Source organism: Christiangramia aestuarii (genome assembly GCF_009735585.1).
GTDB lineage: Bacteria > Bacteroidota > Bacteroidia > Flavobacteriales > Flavobacteriaceae > Christiangramia > Christiangramia aestuarii.
In genome coordinates this window covers 339,041-356,495 of record NZ_VJVW01000001.1, presented here as the reverse complement: position 1 = coordinate 356,495, position 17,455 = coordinate 339,041, and the positions used below count along the sequence as shown (strand labels likewise).

The following is a 17,455-nucleotide window of genomic DNA, read 5'->3' as shown; positions in this document are numbered from 1 at the left end:
GAAAAATGGCAATATTCGGATCGATCATTAAAAGTCTTATAGACCTCAAAGAAACGCTAACCCCGGAGGGTGAGGCGGTGAGGGACCAGGAAGAAGTGTTGAGAAATCTTTTAAAGAAAGCAAAGAACACCTCTTTTGGTAAGCATTATAATTTTGAAGAGATACTGGAGTCTGACAATCTGCGCAAAAGTTTTGCAGAGAAGGTCCCGTACTTCGATTATAATAAGATCGATAAGGAATGGTGGTATAAATACCATGAGGGAGAAGAGGATGTAACCTGGCCGGGAAAACCGCCATATTTCGCCTTGAGTTCCGGAACTACCGGGAAGAGCAGCAAACGAATCCCTGTTACCGAAGAAATGGTGGAGGCCATAAGGAAAGCCGGCATCAAGCAGGTTAGCGCATTGAGCAATTTCGACCTTCCGCCAGATTTCTTTGAAAAAGAGATCATGATGCTGGGAAGCTCTACCGACCTTCAGAAGGAAGGAGATCACCAGGAAGGGGAGATCAGCGGGATTAGCGCCAGTAATATTCCATTCTGGTTCCGTGGCTATTATAAGCCGGGAGAAGAGATCGCCAAGATAGATGAATGGGACGACCGGGTAAAAATGATCGCCGAGAATGCCAAGAACTGGGATATCGGAGCCCTTAGCGGCATCCCTTCCTGGATGGAGCTAATGCTCAAGGAAGTGATCGCCCACCATAATCTTAACAATATTCACGAAATCTGGCCTAATCTCCAGGTCTATGCCTCGGGTGGAGTGGCCTTTGAGCCTTATGAAAAGAGTTTTAATGCCTTGCTGGGGAAACCGGTACAGGTCATAGATACTTACCTGGCTTCAGAAGGATTCCTCGCCTTGCAGAACAGGCCGGATACTCACGCCATGCAGCTTATCACAGATAATGGCATCTATTTTGAGTTCGTTCCGTTCAAGCCCGAATATATCAACCAGGATGGCTCGATCACTGAAGATGCTCCGGTAATACTCTTAGAAGATGCTGAAGAGGAAACAGAATATGTCCTGCTAATTTCGACCGTAAGTGGAGCATGGAGGTACCTTATAGGGGATACCATCAAATTCACAGATAAATCTAAAAACGAGATCAGGATCACCGGAAGGACCAAATTCTTTCTGAACGTGGTAGGATCTCAGCTTTCGGTAAATAAGATGAACGATGCGGTGCAGGAACTGGAGAACGAGTTCGATATCAGGATCCCTGAGTTCGTGGTAGCGGCAAAAAGGGCCGAAGAAGACGATGAATACTATCATTACTGGTACCTGGGAACCGAAGATGAGGCAGACGATTCCAAGCTGGCCGAAGCCCTGGACAATGCGCTAAAGGATGCTAATAAAAATTATAAAGTAGCCCGTTCTAAAGCCTTAAAAGGAGTTAAGGTTACCACTATCGATCCAAATATGTTCCACGAGTGGAATGCCGTGAACAAGAAAAAAGGCGGACAGGTGAAAATGGAGAAGGTAATGGACGAGGAAAAATTCGCCGACTGGGAAAAGTTCCTTAAAGAACAGAATGCGGTGAGTTAATCTACCTTGTCTATCAAGGCCATGATCTCCTCGGGAGATAAGTATAATTCCTGGATACGGTCCTTATAGGTGTCTGATAACCTGGAGTGGTTCAGGATAAAATTCTTGGTAGCGATGATCTGCTCCCCAAGGCCGTGGTTAACCGCGTAGGTATCGGCAGCCCTTTCTGCCTCCCTGATATAATTTTTCGAGGTTACATATCTCATTCCAAACCAAAGCAGTTCTGCGCCGGTACGATCCAGATAATCCATGATATGTCCCAGCTCGTGGCCAATCCAGCCCACAAGAACTTCTGAAGGGACGCTGGTAATGTCGAATTCCTCATCGTCTATGGTGAATTTTTCATTGATAAAAACCAGGTATCCACGGTTCTTCCTTTTTTTGAAGAGCCCTCCAATCTTTGGCTGGGCCTGCATAAAAGATTTCTTGATATTCTTTTTGAATTTGAACTCTATGGGTACATCCTTTAGTTCAGGATAATGAGAAAGTGCCACGTAGGTTTCGCGCCAGATGGCATCTGGAACTATTTTATTGCTGAACTTAAGACTGTCTTTTTGTTGCATGGTTGATTGCTGGGCATAACAAGCAGGAAGGATCAATATAAATATTAATAAAAAAAGGCTTCTCTTTAAAAGGCTTGTCATAGGTTCGAATTATTTCCCAAATTACAACAAAATTGATGCCTTTAAAATTTTCAAATTTTAAAATAGACTTAAATTATTCCGGTCTTATACCTGATCCAGCCCATAAAAAAAGCAGGTCTAAGGACCTGCTTTAATTTTATATCGTTCAGCTAGAGAATTAGCTCTTCAGGATATTCTGAAGTCTTTGCTGAAGCTCAGCATCACTTCTCAAGGCCATGGCCATTTGCTGGTATCTTTCCATGCTTAGATCACTTTCTTCGATCACCTGTTGCATTTTTTTCTGAAATTCAGGTTGAATAACTTCGAATTCAGCCACTACGGCCTTATACTTTTTATCTTCTGCGTCTGTGGTTTCAACTTCTTTTTTAGGATCCATTTTTGCCTGGTGGATCTCATTAAACCTTTGTAGCTCAAGTTCTTCTTCCTGCACTACAGCCATCATTTCCTGTTGAACCTGCTGGTTCATCATTCTCATTTTCTGGAAAACTTCAGCGAATTCGTTCAGTTCGGCATCGCTTACTTCAATCTTTTCCTGTTGTGGCATGGTGGTATTTTGAGCTGCAACCGAAGCGGTTCCCACTGCAAAGACGAATAACAGGCTACTAATAAACTTCTTCATTTTCTTTGTTTTATGATTTTGGTCTATAAAGTGCGAAAACTATGCCTATAACCCAATAATCTGTGGCTTTAATAAAATGAAGTTCAGTCTTAAGAAAATCTTAACAGGATAGCACTGCTTATGTTAACCTATCAGCTGCCTTTTAAGCAAGGATGCGAATGATCTCACCATTGACCTTACCCAGGACTGACTTTTTGTAAGCGTCTGCCACTTTGTACATCGGCACCGGGGTATGGCCCGGGAAATAATCCTCATATTTCTCTTTGGCATCTTCCACAAGATCTGCAGAGACGGCATTTATCCGGTGTCCGTTTTCAAGTTCCAGGGCAGCGGCTTTCACAAAACTGTGGATACCACCATTCACCATGGCTGCGCTGGTGGTCTTATCTACCGGGTGATCTGCAAGTATTCCCGTGGTAAGGGTAAAAGAACCACCGGGGTTTAAATACTTTCTGCCTATACGCACCAGGTTCACCTGTCCCATCAATTTACTCTTAATGCCTATGTAGAAATCCTCTTCGCTAAGTTTGTCGAATTTATCCCATTTGGCATCGCCAGCAATACATACCACCGCATCAACCTTACCGGCCTTTTCGAACATCTCTTCTATGGAAGACGCTTCGGCGATATCTGTCTGTATTTCTCCGCTGGTCTTTCCAACCTTTATGATCTCATGTTTATCTGAAAGTGCTTCGCTCACTTTTTTACCTATCGTTCCGTTTGCACCTATGATCAAAATCTTCATATTATTTCTTTTTTATGTTTTTTTCGTACAGATCTATCCATTCCTGGGCTGTGAATTTTGAACATAGCTCTCCAATTAGATCATAAGGGATCTGCTCCATATTTTTGAACCGAATGCAGCTTTTTCCCATATCCGGCTTTTTTCCCATCCTCTTTTTATACTCTTCAACGAACCAGTCGTGAATTTCCTTATTCGCATATACGCCAGAATGATATACCGCGATATAGTTCTTCTGGGAAGCCAGGTTGATGAAGGGCAGGGGCAGGGAAGTGTCGCAATGATATCCTTCAGGATAAATGGAATGTGGTACTACATAGCCGATCATCCCGTAGCTCATGGTTTCCTCGAATCCTTCCGGAAGATTTTCCTTTATTTCGGCGCGAAGCCTGGACATAGGCCCTTTTCGTTCTTCGGGAATTTTCCCGATATATTCATCTGGAGAGCTGGCTTCAATTTTCATAAGGAATCTATTGATCTGTTCGAACAAATTTAATTATTTCAGCCTAAAGTTTTTTCCGGAAAAGGGAAAGCAGGCCAAATGCCGGGCATATGGCTAGAAATAGAAAAATGAGGGCAGGAGATAGTTTCCCATTAAGAAAATTAAGCAGCTGTATACTGAAAATGGTGATGCTGAAGCCGATACAGTTCACAATGGTAAGGGCAGTACCTCTTGATTCTGCGGAAGCGTTCCGGGCTACCAGTGTGGAGAACAAGGGAGAATCTGCGATCACCACCAGCCCCCAGAAAATTAGGAAGCCGATTAGCAACACTTCAGAGCCAAAAGAGAATACGAGGGGAGAGAGCAGGCAGCATATGCCCGACATCAGTAAAGCAAGGCCTGCGGTTTTATTGGTACCGGCCTTTTCTGAAATATAGCCTCCCGAAATGCAGGCAAGGCTTCCAAGACCAATTACCAGGAAGGAGATCAGCGGGATACTGAAATTTGATTCGGGGTTTGAATTCCTGTAAAAATTAAGGATTACCGGAACGAAGGCCCAAAAGGCATATAGTTCCCACATATGGCCAAAATATCCGAATGCTGCAGACCTGAATTCCGTATTTCTGAAAACCTTAAAAAAAAGGCTTATATCTGGCCTGTTTCTTTTTGTCCTGAAAGGACCGTCTGGTACGAGGAGAAAGATCAAAAGTCCGCCAATCCCCGCCAGGATAGAAGTAAAAATGATCACGCTTTTCCAGTGCAGTTCGATTTCACCCGAAAGGGCTTTAAGCAAATGCGGAAAGGCCGTGCCCAGCACCAGTGCCCCAACCAGGTAGCCTAAAGAACGGCCCAGGCCCCTGTCAAAATAATCTGCAGCGATCTTCATGCCAACAGGATAGATACCGGCCAGGCAAAACCCGGTTAAAAATCTATAGATAATAAGGCTGGGTAAAGCGTTGTTATCCAGTAGTATTCCCAGGTTGAAGAAAGCTCCGAGTAAAGCAGATAAAAGGAAAACTTTTGAGGGAGAAAATCTGTCTGCGATGGTAAGAAATGCAAAGCTAAGGGTACCGGCAATAAAACCGAATTGAACAGCCGAGGTAAGATGACCCAAGGCTTCCGTATTAAGGCCGAACTTTAAAAGCAGCTCGCTCATTACCGCATTCCCCGCGAACCATAGCGAAGTGCAGCAGAATTGTGACAAAACAATAACAGGTAATATCCAGTAAGGCGTTTTCAATACTTGTTCGTCTTAAGGGATATAACCTGTTCCATATAAAGGCAATAATACTAAATTTAATCTTTCAATGTGGTGTCTGGCAAAGTGACCTCTTCGTCTTTAAGGTATTTATCCAGGAAAAGCCTTATTTGTTTATAACCTTTAATTTCATTTTCCTTTTTGATGAAGCCGTGACCTTCGTCTGCAAAAACCATATACTCTACCGGTACATTGTTCTTTTTAACGGCCTCAACGATCTCGTCTGACTCTATCTGTAAAACCCGGGGGTCGTTCGCTCCCTGTAATACCATAATAGGATTCTTTACATTTTCTGCGTGGAACAAAGGAGAGATCTTCTTAAGCCTGATAGAATCCTTAGTGGTAGGGTCACCAAGCTCTTCATAAAGTGCATTTTTGAATGACTCCCAGTAAGGCGGAATAGACCTTAGAGTTCGTAGCCAGTTGGTAACTCCAAAAATATTCACTCCAACTTCAAATTCATCTGGGGTAAAGGTCATAGCGGCCATGGTCATATATCCTCCATAACTTCCTCCAATGATCCCAATCTGGTCTTCATTGATATAATCCTGCGAGGCTAACCATTTTTTACCATAAATAACATCCTGAAGGTCTTTTTCACCGTGATTCTTATCGTCCATCTTGTAAAAACTGGCTCCATAACCGCTACTTCCTCGGTTATTAACAGCAAGCACAGCATATCCATGGTTTACCAAATATTGGATAAGGGCAAAATAGCCTACCCTGGACTGGCCACCGGGACCACCGTGAACCCAAACCAAAGCGGGTTTCTTATTATCGGCAGTGGCATTGAGAGGTTTGTAATAGATGGCCGGGATCTCCAGTCCGTCAAAAGACTTGTATCTCACTACTTCTGCTGAAACCAGGTCCTCCGGGTCTATCTCGGGATTAAGTGTACTGGTTAGCTTTTTAAGCTCCCTGGTTTTTAAATTATAGACATAAATATTATTAGGAGTTTTTGAAGTCCCCACGGTGAGTCTTAAAAGATCCTCACTGTCTGAAAAACTTGCAGAAACTATATTGCCGTCCTTGATTTCTGGAAGCTCCATAGCTTGCTGGGTCGCATTTTTCCACATGATAAGTTTGGTGGCCCCATCTTCATTAATTCCAATCACCCGGTAGGTGTCATTTTCACTTAGGCTGCTATACATTACGTCCCAGTTGGTCTTGTAAAGTTCCTTGGATTTTTTGCTGTTGAGATCGAATTCCATCAATCGGGCAAATTCACCTCCCTGGTTGGTGGTATAGTACATTTCGGTTTCATCCTTATTAAAACCGGTAGGGCTGTAATTGAATCCTGGTTCTGAAATCTCGGTGATATCACTGGATTCCCGGTTTAAAAGGAAAAGTTTGTTCTCACTGGTGGTTACTGCCTTGGTTAAGACCAGGTATTTTCCAGATTCAGAAACATCTGCGATCGAATATGCTTCCTTGTTCTCGTAAAGCATTTCCGGTTCCCAGGTACCCACTTTCATCCTGTAAAGGTCAAAGAACTGCGGATCCCTTTTGTTGGAAAGATAATACATGTATTTTTTATCCTTGCTCCAGCCTGCGAACTCTGCCTTTTCATTTTCTGAAGGCGTGAGGTCTTTGGAACTACCATCAGGCTGTAAAAGATAAATATGGCTTATTTCGTTCCCGCCTTTATCGGCAGAATAAAGGATCTCGTCGCTTCCCGGCACATAATCTACTGCGAAATAAGATTCCTCTTTAGAATTGGTAATAGCCTTTTGTTCTCCACTAGCAATATCGATCTCGTAGACATTGAAGATGCCAGACTTATCGCTGCTAATCAACAACTTGGATTCATCGGCAGAGAAGCGGCCGCCTCCCACACGGGTATTCTCGTAAAACTGTTCGATGCTGTACTCCTTAGGCTGCTTTTGTTCTTGGGCAGAAAGCATAAGGGTGACCAGCAAAATCAGGTAAGTGATTCTTTTCATTCTTTGGGATTTTTGGTTAGAAAAAAGGTTTCCGAAACTGAAAACCAGCTCAATATACAAAAAATGAAATTCGAAATAAATATCGCATCTGCGGGAGGCTTTTTAAAGCCTTTCCTGCCTGTTATTGGTGAGTTCGTGCTTTTCCTTTCCCGTATGCTGGGTAGAAGCAGGTTCAAATAACATGACCTGAACTTCCTGTTCGGCAATAGGTCTGTGTTCGACCCCACGGGGTACTATAAAAAATTCATTTTCCTTAAGTTCGACCATGCGATCCCTGAACTCTATCTTTAATGTTCCTTTCACGATATAGAACATCTCATCCTCATCTTCATGGGAGTGCCAGATGAATTCACCTTTAAGCCGGGCCAGTTTAACCTGCTGCCCGTTCAGTTCCCCTACGATCCTCGGGTTCCAGTGGTCTGAGAATTTTTCGAACTTTTCGGCAATGTTTACTTTTTCCATCTATTCAGGGTTTGGGATCATTTTACAAATCTATTTTGCATTAACCAAAGATAGGTTTCCGCGAAGGTTTTGCTCCAAAGGGCCTCGTTATGCTTACCTCCTTCAACAAACCTGGTTTTGAAATTTTCAGTTTTCAGGCCCTTTTCAGTTAGCAGGTCTATCATTTTTTCGAGGTCGGGAAGCATTTCTTCAGATTCTTCAGTTCCTACCAGGAAATAAAACCTGATTTCAGGATTAAGTTCAGCCTTTTGAGCAAAATCATAGATCTCCTCGTTAATCCAGAAGGAGGGAGAGTAAACCCCAACCATTCCGAAGATCTCCGGATATTGCAGAGCGGCATAAAATGAAACAAGCCCGCCCAAGGAAGATCCAAAAATACCGGTATTCTCAAAACCCGGTTTTGTGCGAAAGCTTCTGTCTATATGAGGTTTTAAGGTTTTGGTGATAAATTCAAGATATGCATCAGCCTTTCCTCCGCCATATTTTTCGTGTGGGTAAGGGGTTAGCTCCTCTATCCTTTTATTCCCTCCATGCTCGATACCTACAATTATGGAGCGCGGTTTTCCGATACTGTCCAGGCTTTCATCTACCTTCCATTCGCCGGCATAGGAAGCTTTCCGGTCAAATAAATTCTGAGCATCGTGCATATAGATCACCGGGTAGTCACGACCGGAACTTTGGTAGTTCTCCGGTAAATAGATCCATATCTTCTTTATAGTATCCATTTGTGGTGCTTCAATTTCAAAGCTGCTTACCTGTTCAGAGGCTGTACTTTGGGCAAGGCTATGTATGCTAATTAAAAACGCCAGCAGAGTGAAAATCCTGTACATGGGGAATCAATATTATATTTGCTTCAAAATAAGGCTAAGTTTCAACAAAAAACAATTTTATGATCGTTCAGATCATTTAAGTTGAACCTGTAATAATATAGCCGGCCATAATTCGTTTTAAGTGCAGGTAATGTTAAAACTAGTAATATGAATAAATTGAGAAAATTCGGAATTATTGCTGGAGGCCTTTTGTTCCTGGCTGCCTGCAGCGATGACGATAATGATCCCGGAACTGGTGTAGACCTTGATTCCAGGGTCTTTAAAGCCGATGTGCACGTAAGCACTTCCAGCCTGCCACAGGATATCCTTGATTACGTAACCGAAAATTATCCCGGCACAACCATCAGGGAGGCCGAAATAGAGGATAATAATAATTATGAGATCCATCTTAGCAATGGAATAGAACTTGTTTTTGACCAGGATGGAAATTTTCTGGGCATAGATGACGATAGCGATGATGATTTCGGGGATGAATATCTTTTGGTTTCAGAAATTCCTCAGAATATCCTTGATTTCATCGAAGCGAATTTTCCAGGGGTAGAGATCGATGAGGCCGAAAGGGAAAATAATGGTAATTATGAGATCGAACTGGAGAACGATGTGGAACTGGTTTTTGATGCTAACGGTAATTTCCTGGGGCAGGGAGAAGATGAGAATGAGGATGAAGATGATGATGAAGAAATAGACCCGGCAGATCTGCCTCAAAATATCCTGGATTATATCAGTGAAAATTATCCGGATAATACGATCATAGAAGCCGAGATCGAGGATGATGGCGAATATGAAGTAACCCTGAATAACGGGGTAGAACTGGAATTCGATTCAGAAGGTAATTTTCTGAGCGCCGAAGATGGTAATGGAGAGGATGAAGATGAGGATGATGACGAATCAGATGACGATTAGTCCCGCATATCCAGAATAAATAAAGAGGCCCTTTTTAGAGAAGGGTCTTTTTTTATTTACACTCGAAGCATTTCAGCAAAGGCGAATCCTCGATTTCCAGGTCTTCAGATCCTTTAAGCGGTTCTTCCAGGGCGCCCCGTTCCTGGATAATATCATGAAAAGCCTTGGCATATTCTTTTAAATTGTCCCTACGGCTTTTAATTTTTTCACTTATTTCCTTCCGGTCGAGGTCGGCGATCTGTTTCGGCCAAACCGTGAAAGCCTCTTCAATGGCTTTTTCTGTAAGTGAAGCCTGCAACTGTTCCGCCTGTTCCACATAAACCTCTTCCGGAGTATCCAGTAAAAAATAACGGTCGAATGGATAGACCAAACCGGGTAAATAATCTATCTCTTTTTTGAAAGGCCGTACCAGTGGCTCAATATTTTCATTGGTAATAATGGAGGGAATAACACCGCTAAGGTTAAAAAAGGCATTGTCGCGGTCTCCAGCTACCGGGATTGCGCTAATCTTATTTTCCTTCTCTAGAAGTACCCAGCCCCATTGTTCAGCATGCCGGTCCCAGTCACCTATCAATAGATCGAATAACCGGGCTTTTACCAAAGCAGCTCTGTCTATGCTCACCTTGTCCCCCTTTTCCTGTTTTATTTCCTGAAGGTCCTTGGTTTCCACGATCTCATCTACATTCTTAAAAGAGGTCCAGTTCTTTTTACTTTCTGTCTCATATTCCAGAAGGTAAAGGCGATTGCCATATTTTTTATTGTATTCGCCCAGGGCTTCCTGCTTTGGAATAAAATACATCGTAGGATGCGTATGCAGAACCCCGGCAATTTCTGATAGCCTGGCTGAAAGGATGGCGCCAAATGGATGTTGGGCAGAGATGCCGTCAACAATGATATTTTCGAGCCCCAGGTCTTCAGCTACTTGGGGAATCAGTTTTTTAGGGTCCTTGGTAACACTTCTAAGGGTGTAGGTAATGCCATTTTTGCTTTCCAGTTTCAGGGAATGGGTTTGTTTTCCACCACCTTCTTTTTTGATCTTCATGCCTCCCTTCAAAGTATCCAGGAATGCGATAGGGACTTTAACCGGGGTAGACCAGGCTTCCCGATAATTCTTTCCCTGCATGAAAGCTTTAAGAATATTACCTTCGTACAGGCTGCTTGGAGCCACCAGGACAGAATCGTGCTCCTTGAAATTGACTTTTTCAAGATCTTCAAAATTCTTTATTTCGCAGGTTTTGAATTCCTTATCTGTACTGGAGGCAGACCAGTAGGTAAGGCCAATGAACACCACTAAAAGGATACCTGCAAAGACAAGAACTTTCTTCATCGAACTTCTGTTTTATAAATTTTTCGGGAGCATAAAGCTATGATTTTAACGCTGATCTATAATTTTTTAAAAGTTATAATATTCTGAAATTTCCGGGGAAGTATCAATCCATGTGCAATTCACTTTTCCTGTTCCTTAGATCGGGACCTTCCTGTAGTTTTGATTTCAGGTTAAGCAAATAAAAGGTCCAGCCTGTCTTACAGCCTACATAAAAGTTCATCTTGGATTCTTCATCCTGCGGAATCTTTTCCTGAACAAGCCTCAATATGTTATGACCATGTTCAACAACCACGCGCACTCCTACGATCCCGGCCTTACCAAACTGAAACCTGAGGAACTCAGCCTGTTCGGGATTCAGTATTTTGCCGTGCTCTTCTACGCTATCTGGCCATCCAAACCATTGCCACCGGTAAGTGTCTCCCGGCTTTATTTGTTCCTGCCTCTTTCGTTTTTCACCACTTGGGGTGCTGAATTCGGCCAGTCTTAAGAACCATTTCTCCAGGGCTTCCTGGGTTAGCCATGCGTTTATGATTTCTTCTTCTGAATTGTCCAGTGGCAGGTTGACCGTGAAGCTGCTCCAATCTATTTTTTTTCTTTCTTCCATGAGCTTAAAAATTAAAGAATGTCTATTAAATTTAAAGAAAAATACCATGTCTGGAAAGTATAAAATACCCCCTGCGACCCGTATTGGTCATGTACATTTAAAGGTGTCTAACCTGGATAAGGCTTTGAGGTTCTATGAAGGTGTCCTGGGTTTTGAGATCACCGAAAGAATGGGGGACCAGGCAGTATTTCTCTCGGCAGGAGGCTATCATCACCATATCGCTTTGAATACCTGGCATAGTGAAGGAGCGGGGAAGGCACAGCGGAATGGAGTAGGGCTTTTTCATGCGGCCATTCTTTATCCCACGAGGAAAGAGCTGGCAGGTATCACTAGAAGATTGTTGGAGTTGGATTATCCAATTACCGGCGCTGCCGATCATGGGGTCTCAGAAGCCATCTACCTGGATGATCCAGACGGGAATGGGATTGAGTTCTACTGGGATAAGCCACGGGAACAATGGCCTGTCAAAGCAGATGGAAGTATAAAAATGTATACCAGGAGATTAGATCTTGAGGAATTACTGAGCTTGTAAATTCTTTCCATAGAGTGTACTGGTAATAAAGTGATTAAGATTAACGTGTTTAATTTTACCTCTAACCGATAGGTGGTTAGATTCGTTTTTAATATCATTGTGCCCGTAAACACTCGATATGAAAACATTTATACTTACCATCGCTCTTGTATTTTTCGGGTTTGTCGCCGGCGCTCAGAACGAGTCTGATAAATTTCTAATTGAAAAAGGAACCTGGAGTTTGGGAGGATCTGTTGGAGTTAATTCTAATAATTCTGATAATGAAAATTCGGAATATGAAAATTTTGGATTTACCCTTAGACCTCAGGCTGGTTATTTTATTAATGATAACCTGGCCGCGGGCTTAACATTAGGATATCATTATAGCAGGAATAAGTATACCCGCCCTGATGAACTTCAAGAAGCAACCAATAATGCATTTACCATAGCTCCATATTTACAAAAGTATTTTGCGATCTCAGGATCATTCTCTTTCAACCTGACGGGTTTCCTGGAATACACCCGAAGTACCTCTAAAAACGATTATGATAATTGCCTCAATTGCCAGAAAGATACCCGTAATCTTTATGGCATAGCTTTAAGACCTGGTTTATCATACCTGCTATCAGATAAATTTTCATTAGATGCCAATTTAGGAACTCTACAGTATAGTCACTCAGAATTTCGTGAGGATGGAATTGATAGAGCTACTACAAATTCCTTTGCTTTCTCTTTTGGTTTAAGCAATATTTATCTAGGGCTTACATTCTATTTGAACTGATATTCTTTTTTATAATATCTCTTTTTTAGCCAGAATGATACCCTCACCAGAAGTATCAAGGCCGGTACCTCAACCAGTGGACCTATAACCCCGGCAAAGGCTTGCCCGCTATTGAGTCCGAATACCGCAATCGCTACGGCGATGGCCAGTTCAAAATTGTTACCTGCCGCCGTAAACGAAATGGAAGCATTTTTATCGTAAGATGCTCCCATGGCTTTACTTAAAAAGAATCCTATAAGGAACATCAGGCTGAAGTAGATCAATAGCGGAATAGCGATCCTAACCACGTCCATAGGAATTTGCACTATCAATTCTCCTTTTAGAGAAAACATGAGGATAATCGTAAATAAAAGGGCTATGAGCGTTAACGGAGAAATAGCTGGGATGAATTTCTGTTCATACCAGGTCTCTCCCTTCACTTTTACCAGGATTAGGCGGCTAAGAATTCCCAGGGCAAAAGGGATTCCCAGGTAGATCGCTACACTTTCGGCGATCGTAGCAATCGAAATATCAACGATAGCCCCATCAAAACCGAAAAGAGGAGGAAGCCAGGTAATGAACAACCAGGCATAAAAACTATAAGCAAAGACCTGGAAAATGCTGTTCAATGCAACCAGGCCGGCGCCATACTCGCTGCTTCCTTCGGCCAGGTCATTCCAAACCAGGACCATAGCGATACAACGGGCAAGACCAATCAAAATAAGACCCACCATATATTCAGGTTGATCCTGTAGAAAGATGATCGCCAGGAAAAACATAAGGAAGGGCCCGATGATCCAGTTTAGAACAAGTGAAATGCTCAGGATCCTGACATTTTTAAAAACCTTAGGTAAAAGCCTGTATTTCACTTTGGCCAGGGGCGGGTACATCATCAAAATAAGTCCGATGGCAATAGGGATATTGGTGCTTCCCGAGCTGTAAGAATTAATATTTTTAGGAATGGAAGGGAAAAAATACCCTAAACCAACTCCTATGCCCATAGCCAGGAAGATCCACAGGGTAAGGTTTTTATCCAGGTAACTCAGTTTCTTTGGCATTTTATTTTATGTTTTGGAATACATGAATCATTTCTGAAGCGATCTGTTCGCTGCGTTCTTCATATTTCTCCATGGCGAAAGGAGTATCATCAAATTCTTTAGGATCTTTATAATCCAGCGGGATACGGGCTTTTGAACCGGGAATAAAAGGACAATTTTCATCTGCGTTGGAGCAGGTCATTAGCGCAGCAAACTCCTCACTGGGATTTTCGGGAGCATCATACACTTTGGAATAACAGATTAAGGGATCGATCTCTTCAGACATAAAAATTTCGAAAAGTGGGTTTTGTCCGCTCCCCGACTTAATTATAAAACCAGCCCTCCTTAAAGCTTCCACGGCATTTTTAAAGAAAGCGGTTTCTTCCGTGCCTCCGGAGTAACAATCGGTTTTGATGCCGTAGTACCTTGAAATAGCCCAGGCCCATACCTGCGCCAGCTGGCTGCGCCTGGAATTATGCGTACATATAAAGTTCAGCGTGATGGGCGCTCCGTGGTCCTTTTGCTGTTGAACATAATCGATCATAGGTTGCAGGACCTTCTGCCGGTATGCTGGAATCTTTGACTTTTCTAAGTGTTCGATCTTTTTTACCAGTACCGGGAATAGTTTTGTTTTGGGCATAGATGGTTAATTAACAGCAACCAGAGCCTGGTGCACAGGATGAATTCTGCAATTCAGATGATTTCACTTTAGGTTTTTGCTGAGGTACACCACATTTTTCTTTGGCCAGGCAGGCGGTTTGAGTGTTCACTAACAAGAAATTCTTACCGTCAAAATCAAGTTGAAATTTATTGATACTTTCTCCCTGATATTCAACCTCTATCTCGGCGTCGGGCAAATTCAATTTTTCTTTGGCCAGGTCTATAATGTGAACTAGTTTATCCGGATGGAGACGGTGGTTATAATCGTTCTCCTCCCATAATTGAAAAGACACTTTTTCTTCATCTCTTAAAGTTCCTCCACAGTCAATAAAATGTTTGTTTATTTTCCCGACTTCGGTAACATGAAAATGCTCCGGAACGAGTTTTCCATTGGGAAGCTCGAAAGCGATCTCCTTTAATCCGGATAACTGATTTCTAAATTCTGAAAGTTTCATATTTCTATCGTTTTATCGCATTATTACGATATTTGTTTCTAAATTTTTTAGCAGCAATCACCGGGCTCACAAGCCTGGATCTTATCGAACATCCCGTTGAACAACTTTTGTACACTTTCCCACTTTTCAGGATTTATACAATAGCTCATGGATACTCCTTCGATATTACCCTGGATGAGTCCGGCATTTTTTAATTCTTTTAAATGCTGGCTAATAGTTGCCTGAGCCAGACCAAGTTCGCTCACCAGATCGCCATTAATGCATTTATTAGAGGCTAATAAATACTGCAGGATAGCAACACGGGCAGGGTGAGCAAATGCTTTTGCGAGTGTGGCAAATTCATTTTGCTCCTGAGTAAAAAGATCTGATCTGGTAACCCCCATAATTCAAAATTATATATTGCAATATTACGATGAATAAGAATATCAGCAAAAAATAAATGATTTTTTTTTTAAATAAGGATTCGCCGATTGGTTGCAGCAGCCTCGTTGATCTTTTGGACTATGTGTATATCTTTCATCCCTTCAGTTCCCGGCACCAGTACTTCGGTATCATTTATTATGGCAAGGGCATCATCATCCATTTGCACGGCCTGCTGGTTTTTACCCATAGGAGGAAGTACAAGTCCGTCGCTGGTTTTTCCCTTTACGCCGGAATATGACTGCATTGGCCTAAGATAATACCAGCCTTTTTCGGCGCTCACTTCTAGATTGTTCAGGCTCTGCCCGAAGCTGGTCTTTCCATCCACGAGGATACCACCAGGGAATTCCATCTTGAAACTAGTAGTCTCATCTACCTCGGTGAACATTTCTGGTCTTCGGGTACTTTGCTCGGCCGTGACCGCAAGAGGTTCCATTCCGGTGGAATAACGTGCAGCGTTGATGCTGTAAACACCCATATCGTATATGGCGCCACCACCCATTTCTTTCTTCAGTTTCCATGGATTGATAGTACCGCCATTATACCCGGCCTCAGAGATCACATTATTTATATTTCCGTAGGGCTTGGTTTTAGCCCAGTTCATGATCTTTTGAGTATTGGTTTCATGCTGCATGCGGTAGCCAATAGAAAGTTTAACCCGGTTCTTATTACAGGCATCTATCATCTGCTGGCATTCTTTGGCCGTTCTGGCCATGGGTTTTTCACACCAGACATGTTTTCCAGTTTCCGCTGCCTTGATCGCATATTCTGAATGAAGCCCGGTAGGCAGGACAATGTAGATCACATCTATTTCCTCGTTATTTGCGATCTCGTGCATATTCTGGTAATTATATACATTAGAATCTTTAATGCCATATCTTTTCTGCCAAACAGGGATCTTTTCCGGACTACCAGTCACTATGCCCCGAAGTTCGCAATGATCTGTTTGCTGAAGGGCGGGTGCCAGCAAATCTGTGCTATAATATCCCAGTCCAACCAGGGCTACACCCAGTTTATTTTTTGATCCAAAGCTTATGCAACCAGGGAAAGGAAGCAGGGAGGCTCCCAGTAATAATCCCGATTTCCTGATAAATGACCTTCTGTTTTCCATGCCGCAGATTTCCTTTAAGATAGTCATTTTCGTAATTCTAAAAATAAGGGTAGTTCCCTGCCTGGGTTTATCTAATGGTAAGAGTATGTGGTCGTCTCGCCTGTAGCTTTCCTTTTAGTCAGTTTGCCATCGTCTCCAAATTCATAGGTGTAAATTCTGGAATAATTATCTTCACCAAACTTATATTCGATAAGACCTGGTAAGCCCTTTTGAGCATTCACCCCTGGTAAAATTTGAGTAAATGGGTTCAAGACAGGTAGATAATTATCATAGTTAATCTTATAATTTAATTCCTCATCAAAATAAAAAGTCGTGCTTTCTGTTTTGAGTCGTCCATCGCTATAATATTCGTAGCTGGATTTTGCCTCCAGGCTTTCATTTCCTAATTCATCTTTATCGTACGCAGAACTGGCTATCAAATTTCCATTTTGATCATAATCGTAATTAGTGTAGCTGAAGGAAATTCCATCATATTTATTTACTGTTTGATGAATGTTTCCGTTTTTCCAGTAATAAAGAGTCTCCAGGTTGCTCTCAGGATCCTCATCGAAAACCGAAATCACCTTTATTAAGTTCCCGTCTTCAGAATAAAAATACTGGCTTGATTCCTTCCAGCCGAAGCCTGAAATTACCTCAGTTTCAACTGTGATTAGTTGTTTAGCATTATCATAGAAAAATTCTTTAGTTTCACTTCCCTCATTAGACCGGGTGTGGTAAGCTCTGGGCATACCCATCAATTCATCGTCACTTAAAAGGATTACCAGTTGATTATTATTCGCTTTTATTAAATTACCACTTAGTGCATAAATGGAAAAAACAATTTTTTGCATGTTGGTTACAATTTCATCATCTTCAGGAGTAATAAAAAAAGAAGCATGTGAAGCGCCGGCCTGTACCTGAATACTTAGAATGCCATTCAGAATTTCAGGGACCGTTCGAAGGTTTAATTCGTTGTTGCTCTCTAATTTCAGCTGAATTTCCCCTACTGAGATAGTCTTGCTATCAAATGGCAATATGACTTCCTGCTGTCCTCCGTTTTCGGAAATATTTTGAGATTCACCGAATCGAATTACCGTATATTGTTTTAGATCATTTGAAGATGCTTCGTCATCGGTGGAGCAGGCTGAATAAACCGCAATTAGTAGCAAATACCTGAATATTAATAAAGCTTTCATGACATATC

Annotated in this window: 20 protein-coding genes; 4 read left to right on the top strand and 16 right to left on the bottom strand. The window is 42.2% G+C overall.

Features of this window, described 5'->3' with window-relative positions; translation table 11 throughout:
- Nucleotides 1-5: 5 nt before the first annotated feature.
- Complete coding sequence (locus FLP08_RS01480) at nucleotides 6-1,544, top strand: GH3 family acyl-acid amido synthetase (protein ID WP_156273320.1); 1,539 nt, start codon at nucleotides 6-8, stop codon at nucleotides 1,542-1,544.
- Here the strand turns inward: FLP08_RS01480 and FLP08_RS01475 are convergent.
- From FLP08_RS01475 to FLP08_RS01440, 8 genes are all read right to left on the bottom strand, one after another.
- Entirely contained in the window at nucleotides 1,541-2,107 is a 567-nt protein-coding gene (locus tag FLP08_RS01475) for a hypothetical protein (RefSeq protein ID WP_202912740.1), read from the bottom strand. The two genes, FLP08_RS01480 and FLP08_RS01475, sit on opposite strands and share 4 nt — an antisense overlap.
- Before the next feature lie 238 nt (nucleotides 2,108-2,345).
- On the bottom strand, nucleotides 2,346-2,807 hold the full coding sequence (locus FLP08_RS01470; protein ID WP_156273316.1) for a DUF4168 domain-containing protein: 462 nt from the start codon (nucleotides 2,805-2,807) through the stop codon (nucleotides 2,346-2,348).
- 142 nt (nucleotides 2,808-2,949) lie between these two features.
- Complete coding sequence (locus tag FLP08_RS01465) at nucleotides 2,950-3,552, bottom strand: short chain dehydrogenase (RefSeq protein WP_156273314.1); 603 nt, start codon at nucleotides 3,550-3,552, stop codon at nucleotides 2,950-2,952.
- Between the two features lies 1 nt (nucleotide 3,553).
- Nucleotides 3,554-4,012 (bottom strand): DUF1801 domain-containing protein, encoded by a 459-nt coding sequence (locus FLP08_RS01460; RefSeq protein ID WP_156273312.1) that lies wholly within the window; start codon nucleotides 4,010-4,012, stop codon nucleotides 3,554-3,556.
- Between the two features lie 43 nt (nucleotides 4,013-4,055).
- The gene (locus tag FLP08_RS01455) at nucleotides 4,056-5,231 is read right to left on the bottom strand and encodes an MFS transporter (protein ID WP_156273310.1); all 1,176 of its coding nucleotides are present in this window, start codon (nucleotides 5,229-5,231) and stop codon (nucleotides 4,056-4,058) included.
- Nucleotides 5,232-5,287: 56 nt separating this feature from the next.
- Nucleotides 5,288-7,192: a S9 family peptidase gene (locus tag FLP08_RS01450; protein WP_156273308.1), complete on the bottom strand. Its 1,905-nt coding sequence runs from the start codon at nucleotides 7,190-7,192 to the stop codon at nucleotides 5,288-5,290.
- Nucleotides 7,193-7,294: 102 nt separating this feature from the next.
- On the bottom strand, nucleotides 7,295-7,654 hold the full coding sequence (locus FLP08_RS01445) for a cupin domain-containing protein (protein WP_156273306.1): 360 nt from the start codon (nucleotides 7,652-7,654) through the stop codon (nucleotides 7,295-7,297).
- A 17-nt stretch (nucleotides 7,655-7,671) separates the two neighbouring features.
- A complete protein-coding gene (locus FLP08_RS01440; RefSeq protein WP_156273304.1) occupies nucleotides 7,672-8,484 on the bottom strand; it encodes an alpha/beta hydrolase in 813 nt (270 codons plus the stop codon).
- Nucleotides 8,485-8,631: 147 nt separating this feature from the next.
- Between FLP08_RS01440 and FLP08_RS01435 the strand changes: the two genes are divergently transcribed.
- Nucleotides 8,632-9,387 carry a PepSY-like domain-containing protein gene (locus FLP08_RS01435; protein WP_156273302.1) on the top strand — a complete coding sequence of 252 codons (756 nt, stop codon included), beginning with the start codon at nucleotides 8,632-8,634 and terminating at the stop codon, nucleotides 9,385-9,387.
- 52 nt (nucleotides 9,388-9,439) lie between these two features.
- Here FLP08_RS01435 and FLP08_RS01430 read toward each other — a convergent pair whose 3' ends face one another.
- Both FLP08_RS01430 and FLP08_RS01425 read right to left on the bottom strand, forming a co-directional pair.
- Nucleotides 9,440-10,714 carry a hypothetical protein gene (locus tag FLP08_RS01430; RefSeq protein WP_156273300.1) on the bottom strand — a complete coding sequence of 425 codons (1,275 nt, stop codon included), beginning with the start codon at nucleotides 10,712-10,714 and terminating at the stop codon, nucleotides 9,440-9,442.
- Between the two features lie 103 nt (nucleotides 10,715-10,817).
- Nucleotides 10,818-11,318 carry an SRPBCC family protein gene (locus FLP08_RS01425; RefSeq protein ID WP_162430877.1) on the bottom strand — a complete coding sequence of 167 codons (501 nt, stop codon included), beginning with the start codon at nucleotides 11,316-11,318 and terminating at the stop codon, nucleotides 10,818-10,820.
- Nucleotides 11,319-11,364: 46 nt separating this feature from the next.
- Here FLP08_RS01425 and FLP08_RS01420 point away from each other — a divergent pair, with 46 nt between their 5' ends.
- The gene (locus tag FLP08_RS01420; RefSeq protein ID WP_156273296.1) at nucleotides 11,365-11,850 is read left to right on the top strand and encodes a VOC family protein; all 486 of its coding nucleotides are present in this window, start codon (nucleotides 11,365-11,367) and stop codon (nucleotides 11,848-11,850) included.
- A gap of 118 nt (nucleotides 11,851-11,968) precedes the next feature.
- Nucleotides 11,969-12,610, top strand: coding sequence for an outer membrane beta-barrel protein (locus FLP08_RS01415; RefSeq protein ID WP_156273294.1), 642 nt, complete (start codon nucleotides 11,969-11,971; stop codon nucleotides 12,608-12,610).
- On the opposite strand, the gene arsB is transcribed toward FLP08_RS01415, so the two are convergent.
- The 6 genes from arsB to FLP08_RS01385 all read right to left on the bottom strand — a co-directional run bounded on the left by arsB (nucleotide 12,598) and on the right by FLP08_RS01385 (nucleotide 17,447).
- Nucleotides 12,598-13,647, bottom strand: coding sequence for an ACR3 family arsenite efflux transporter (arsB, locus tag FLP08_RS01410; RefSeq protein ID WP_156273292.1), 1,050 nt, complete (start codon nucleotides 13,645-13,647; stop codon nucleotides 12,598-12,600). The two genes, FLP08_RS01415 and arsB, sit on opposite strands and share 13 nt — an antisense overlap.
- Nucleotide 13,648: 1 nt before the next feature.
- Nucleotides 13,649-14,266 (bottom strand): arsenate reductase/protein-tyrosine-phosphatase family protein, encoded by a 618-nt coding sequence (locus tag FLP08_RS01405; protein ID WP_156273290.1) that lies wholly within the window; start codon nucleotides 14,264-14,266, stop codon nucleotides 13,649-13,651.
- Nucleotides 14,267-14,276: 10 nt separating this feature from the next.
- On the bottom strand, nucleotides 14,277-14,741 hold the full coding sequence (locus FLP08_RS01400) for a DUF6428 family protein (RefSeq protein ID WP_156273288.1): 465 nt from the start codon (nucleotides 14,739-14,741) through the stop codon (nucleotides 14,277-14,279).
- Nucleotides 14,742-14,788: 47 nt separating this feature from the next.
- On the bottom strand, nucleotides 14,789-15,124 hold the full coding sequence (locus FLP08_RS01395; protein WP_156273286.1) for an ArsR/SmtB family transcription factor: 336 nt from the start codon (nucleotides 15,122-15,124) through the stop codon (nucleotides 14,789-14,791).
- A 68-nt stretch (nucleotides 15,125-15,192) separates the two neighbouring features.
- The gene (locus tag FLP08_RS01390; protein ID WP_238388429.1) at nucleotides 15,193-16,299 is read right to left on the bottom strand and encodes a Gfo/Idh/MocA family protein; all 1,107 of its coding nucleotides are present in this window, start codon (nucleotides 16,297-16,299) and stop codon (nucleotides 15,193-15,195) included.
- 44 nt (nucleotides 16,300-16,343) lie between these two features.
- Nucleotides 16,344-17,447 (bottom strand): hypothetical protein, encoded by a 1,104-nt coding sequence (locus FLP08_RS01385; RefSeq protein ID WP_156273284.1) that lies wholly within the window; start codon nucleotides 17,445-17,447, stop codon nucleotides 16,344-16,346.
- Nucleotides 17,448-17,455 lie beyond the last annotated feature (8 nt).

What these genes read in the sequence shown, in the direction of transcription:
- FLP08_RS01440 (WP_156273304.1), bottom strand. Translation starts at nt 8,484, where the DNA reads ATGTACAGGATTTTCACTCTGCTGGCGTTTTTAATTAGCATACATAGC.
- FLP08_RS01435 (WP_156273302.1), top strand. Translation starts at nt 8,632, where the DNA reads ATGAATAAATTGAGAAAATTCGGAATTATTGCTGGAGGCCTTTTGTTC.
- FLP08_RS01415 (WP_156273294.1), top strand. Translation starts at nt 11,969, where the DNA reads ATGAAAACATTTATACTTACCATCGCTCTTGTATTTTTCGGGTTTGTC.
- FLP08_RS01450 (WP_156273308.1), bottom strand. Translation starts at nt 7,192, where the DNA reads ATGAAAAGAATCACTTACCTGATTTTGCTGGTCACCCTTATGCTTTCT.
- FLP08_RS01420 (WP_156273296.1), top strand. Translation starts at nt 11,365, where the DNA reads ATGTCTGGAAAGTATAAAATACCCCCTGCGACCCGTATTGGTCATGTA.
- FLP08_RS01475 (WP_202912740.1), bottom strand. Translation starts at nt 2,107, where the DNA reads ATGCAACAAAAAGACAGTCTTAAGTTCAGCAATAAAATAGTTCCAGAT.
- FLP08_RS01445 (WP_156273306.1), bottom strand. Translation starts at nt 7,654, where the DNA reads ATGGAAAAAGTAAACATTGCCGAAAAGTTCGAAAAATTCTCAGACCAC.
- FLP08_RS01400 (WP_156273288.1), bottom strand. Translation starts at nt 14,741, where the DNA reads ATGAAACTTTCAGAATTTAGAAATCAGTTATCCGGATTAAAGGAGATC.
- FLP08_RS01465 (WP_156273314.1), bottom strand. Translation starts at nt 3,552, where the DNA reads ATGAAGATTTTGATCATAGGTGCAAACGGAACGATAGGTAAAAAAGTG.
- FLP08_RS01395 (WP_156273286.1), bottom strand. Translation starts at nt 15,124, where the DNA reads ATGGGGGTTACCAGATCAGATCTTTTTACTCAGGAGCAAAATGAATTT.
- FLP08_RS01480 (WP_156273320.1), top strand. Translation starts at nt 6, where the DNA reads ATGGCAATATTCGGATCGATCATTAAAAGTCTTATAGACCTCAAAGAA.
- FLP08_RS01470 (WP_156273316.1), bottom strand. Translation starts at nt 2,807, where the DNA reads ATGAAGAAGTTTATTAGTAGCCTGTTATTCGTCTTTGCAGTGGGAACC.
- FLP08_RS01385 (WP_156273284.1), bottom strand. Translation starts at nt 17,447, where the DNA reads ATGAAAGCTTTATTAATATTCAGGTATTTGCTACTAATTGCGGTTTAT.
- FLP08_RS01405 (WP_156273290.1), bottom strand. Translation starts at nt 14,266, where the DNA reads ATGCCCAAAACAAAACTATTCCCGGTACTGGTAAAAAAGATCGAACAC.
- FLP08_RS01430 (WP_156273300.1), bottom strand. Translation starts at nt 10,714, where the DNA reads ATGAAGAAAGTTCTTGTCTTTGCAGGTATCCTTTTAGTGGTGTTCATT.
- FLP08_RS01390 (WP_238388429.1), bottom strand. Translation starts at nt 16,299, where the DNA reads ATGACTATCTTAAAGGAAATCTGCGGCATGGAAAACAGAAGGTCATTT.
- FLP08_RS01460 (WP_156273312.1), bottom strand. Translation starts at nt 4,012, where the DNA reads ATGAAAATTGAAGCCAGCTCTCCAGATGAATATATCGGGAAAATTCCC.
- FLP08_RS01425 (WP_162430877.1), bottom strand. Translation starts at nt 11,318, where the DNA reads ATGGAAGAAAGAAAAAAAATAGATTGGAGCAGCTTCACGGTCAACCTG.
- arsB (WP_156273292.1), bottom strand. Translation starts at nt 13,647, where the DNA reads ATGCCAAAGAAACTGAGTTACCTGGATAAAAACCTTACCCTGTGGATC.